General features: G+C 72.1%; 5 protein-coding genes. All 5 read right to left on the bottom strand.

Annotation, left to right across the window (positions count from 1 at the left end; all coding sequences use genetic code 11):
• A partial coding sequence (locus tag VIP82_RS16650; protein ID WP_331910613.1) for a ComEC/Rec2 family competence protein occupies positions 1–1,403 on the bottom strand: 1,403 nt, incomplete at its 3' end.
• A complete protein-coding gene (locus tag VIP82_RS16645; protein ID WP_331910611.1) occupies positions 1,404–2,072 on the bottom strand; it encodes a ComEA family DNA-binding protein in 669 nt (222 codons plus the stop codon).
• Between the two features lie 106 nt (positions 2,073–2,178).
• Positions 2,179–2,550 (bottom strand): hypothetical protein, encoded by a 372-nt coding sequence (locus tag VIP82_RS16640; RefSeq protein WP_331910609.1) that lies wholly within the window; start codon positions 2,548–2,550, stop codon positions 2,179–2,181.
• A gap of 91 nt (positions 2,551–2,641) precedes the next feature.
• Complete coding sequence (locus tag VIP82_RS16635) at positions 2,642–3,010, bottom strand: hypothetical protein (RefSeq protein ID WP_331910607.1); 369 nt, start codon at positions 3,008–3,010, stop codon at positions 2,642–2,644.
• Positions 3,011–3,123: 113 nt separating this feature from the next.
• Positions 3,124–3,780 (bottom strand): LysE family transporter (locus VIP82_RS16630; RefSeq protein ID WP_331910605.1); only part of this gene is annotated, 657 nt, incomplete at its 5' end.

Raw genomic sequence — 3,780 nt, 5'->3', positions numbered from 1 at the left:
CGCGCGAGCAGCGCGATCCAGGACGCGGGCAGCCACGAGAACTGGAGGCACGCGAACCCGACCGACGGCAGCACCGGCAGGAGCAGGCAAGCGATGAGCCCGACGACCGTGCCGAGCGGCGCGGCCGGAGCTGCGAGCAGGTTCGCCGGCACGCCGTAGAGCGCGAGGGCCGGGTCCAGCAGCACCAGCACGGGCTGGCAGGCGAGCTGGGCGGCGAGTGGCACGCCGATGACCGCGGCGATGGGCAACGGCATCCAATGCGCGAGCGCCTCGCTGAGGGGCCGCGCGAGCAGCAGCAGACCGGCCGTCGCGAACACCGACAGTGCGAACCCGTAGTCGCGGGAGTACCACGGATCGATCGCGAGCAGCACGGCCACGGCGAGTGAGAGCGCGGCGACACCGCCGCCGGGACGACCGGCGGCGACCGCCACGAGCACCACGATCGCCATGGTCGCCGCGCGAACGACGCTCGCCTCGGGGGTGACGAGCACCACGAATCCTGCGAGGGCGACCAGCGCGACGGCGACGCGAGCCAGTCGGGGCAGGCCGAGCAGCGCGGCGAGGGCGAACGCGGCCGCCGTGACGATGGCGCAGTTTGCGCCCGAGACGGCCGTCAGATGGCTGAGCGACGACGCCTTCATGGCCGTGTCGAGCGTCTCGTCGACCGCGCTCGTGTCGCCGATCGCGAGCCCGGGTACGAGCGCTCCGCCATCGCCGCCCAGCGCGCCGGCGGCCTCGGCGAATCCGGTGCGCAGGCCGACGGTCCAGGCGAGCCATGGCGGGGGCGCTGCAACCGAGCGGATGTCGCCGACGGCCGCCAATCGGAACGCCGACCCCTCCTCGGCCGGCAGCGGCGTCGCACGAGCCGAGAACGTGACCTCAGCGCCGAGCTGCAGCTCACCTGCCGGGAGCGACAGCGCCGTCGTCACCGGAATTGCGCGCGTCGCGGCACCGTCGATGGCGACGAGCCGGCCCTCGACTCGGAGAGCAGGCGCCTCGTCCTCGGCGAACCAGTTCGAACGCATCGTCCTCGGCGCACCGGTGAGTTCGACCGTGACCACGGCGGTGCGGTGCTCGTGCGCCGCTTCGGCGAGTGGAGACGACTCCCGCGCACCGAGACCGATTGCCGCAGCGCTCACGACGAGCGCACCCGCCGCGAGCACGACGAGCAGCGTGGCCGTCGCTGAGCGAGCCACTGGCGCGACGCCTCCATCGTCGGCCGATACGCAACGACGGCGCTCCCGAAGGGCTCCAATGACGACGAGGCCGGCGGTGACGCACGCCGCGACCCAGAGCCCAAGCGCGACGAACATGGCACCGGCGGCACCGCCGGGAAAGCCGATGACGCACCATGCGGCCAGCCACGCGAACGTCGCGGGCAGGAGCAGGCGGAGGTCGCGCACTCAGAGCGCCACGAGCGGCTCGAGGCCCGCGAACACGGTGTCGCCGATGCCGGCGACATCGAGCAGCTGGTCGACCGAGGTGAACGGGCCGTTGGCGTCACGCCAGTCGAGGATCCGCTGCGCGAGGGCGGGGCCGATGCGCGGGAGGGTGTCGAGTTCGGCGACGCCTGCGCTGTTCAGGTGCACGAGCCCGTCCGAAGGACCGCCACCCGGTGCCGGCGCGCCGCCGGCGACAGCGGGCGGCGGCACCTGTCCCGCGATCGGAACGGCGAGCTGCTCTCCGTCGACGAGCGGACGCGCGAGGTTCACGCCCGCGGGATCAGCGTCGGGCGCCAGCCCTCCTGCCGCCGCGATGGCGTCGACGACCCGGGCGCCCGCATCGAGCTCGACGAGCCCCGGCCGCACCACGGCGCCGAGCACGTGCACGAGCACCGACGGCGCGCCCAGAGTCGATGACGGGTCACCCGAGGCATCCGCTCGGTCGTCGGATGCCTCGATGCGAGCCTGATCGCCGCCGCCGCCGGCGCCGAACGACATGAGCGCGGCGACCGCGACGGCGAGCACGAACAACACCACGGCGGCGCCGACTCCCACGCGCACACGCGGGCCGGCGCGGCGCGCGGACGCGTCGAGCACCGCCAACGGGTCGACGGCGTCACGAGCGGGCATGCTCGCACGCTAGGTCGGCCGAGCTCGTTCCGACCGCCGGCCGCCCTGCTCGGTGCACTCGGCGCGACATCCTCACCTGTGCAGGAGGAGTGGCACCTGCCGGACCCTAGGTCAGGTACTCGGGTGTGTTCGAGTACTCGGAGGTGTTCGAGCCCTGCGCGCGGGGTCGACGGATGCGCCGCCGCGCCGGTCGCAGAAGCGACTCACGGTGATGCACCGGCACGTAGAGGCGGCCCTCCTGAGCTGCACGACTCGGCCGCACGAGGAGTCCGACGCAGACGATCGCAACGCCGGCGATCGAGAGCGATGCCCCGGCTGCGGCACCCATGAGCGCGATGCCTCCCTGGTTCGCCGAGCTCGCCGACGGCTCGCCGAACGCCGACGCGAACGCGAGCACCGCGGCCCCCGTCACCATGCCGCCCATGCCCAGCACCGTCATTGCTCCGCCCGCCTGCATGAGCTTCTTGCCATACGACACCACGCCGCCTCATTCCTGTCTCTACTTGGGGAGTTGTCGGGCGAAGGGGACTTCGTCACATGTTCCAGCGGGTTTCTGCACGACCAGGCGGTCAGCCCGTGATCACCGGCTGCTCGCCGGTGAGCACTGAGCCTGCTCTCCTGGCCGGGCGCGTGTACGTCGCGCGGTGCACGGCCGGCACGTAGCGACTGGCTCGTCGTGCCGTTCGCTTCGAGCTCCCGCGCTTCGGCCGGAGCACGAGCCCCATGCAGACAAGGCTGACGCCCGCGATCGCGGCTGCTGCCCCCACTGCGGCAACGAGCAGCGCGACGTCGCGCTGCTGGTCGGTGTTGATTGACGCTGTGCCGAACGCCGACGCGTACGCGAGCATCGCTGCGCCCACGACCATGCCGACGAGACCGAGCATTGTCACCGCGCCGCCGACGCGCATGAGTTTCCTGCCACCCTGCATCGTTGTCACCCCCAGGTACACCTTCTCCTCAACAGGGATGTCCGGGTATGGGACCTTGGTTGCATCCTGGGTCGGATTGATCCCAGATGAGGCCGCGCCGCGCAGGCGTTCTTGCGGCGGTGCTACACCACCTGCGCGATGAGGATCGCGCCGAGCACGGCCACGGTGCTGTTGCCGATGACCGCGGTCCAGTTCCTGAACGAGGCGCCGGTCTTGTGTCGCATCCCAGCTCCGAGCGCGACGAGGAGCGCTTGCCACGCGAACGACGCCAGGGCGACGCCGACCACGAATCCGACTTGGGCAGTGTTCGACGATGTCGTCTCCTTCAGGCCCGGGAGGATCGCGGCGAAGTAGAGCAGCGTCGCCGGGTTGATCGCCGTCAGCCCGAGGAAGAGCGCGTACCGCGCCCATCCTGTGGTTGACGGCGACGGGGTCGAGGAATGCACGCGGGTCGAGGGAGCCACCGAGTCCATCGCATGTGCTGCATGCGTGGCGGCGGTCCGGCGCGCGGTGCGCCATCCTTTCACCAGTCCGTGGACACCGAGCGCGATGAGCACCGCCCCGCCGCCGATCTGCGGCCAGGGAGCCCACGTGGTGATCACCGGGCTCAGCACGGCGCCCGCCGCCACCGCACCGGCGCAGTAGAGCGTGTCCACGGTCGCGACGGCAGCTGCGCTGGGAAGCCCGCCCAGGAGGCCCCGCAGGATTCCCTCCTGGACGAGGAGCACCCCGATCGCGCCGAGCGGCGCCGCCAGCGCCAAACCGGCGACCACGCCGGC

Origin of the sequence: Microbacterium sp., from assembly GCF_036566905.1 — a bacterium.
Lineage (GTDB): Bacteria > Actinomycetota > Actinomycetes > Actinomycetales > Microbacteriaceae > Microbacterium.
Note: the sequence above shows the minus strand (reverse complement) of the source record. Positions and strands in the feature narration are given on the sequence as shown.

Excerpts from the sequence above, each read along its gene's own strand:
- VIP82_RS16645 (WP_331910611.1), bottom strand. The coding sequence starts at position 2,072 with ATGCCCGCTCGTGACGCCGTCGACCCGTTGGCGGTGCTCGACGCGTCC.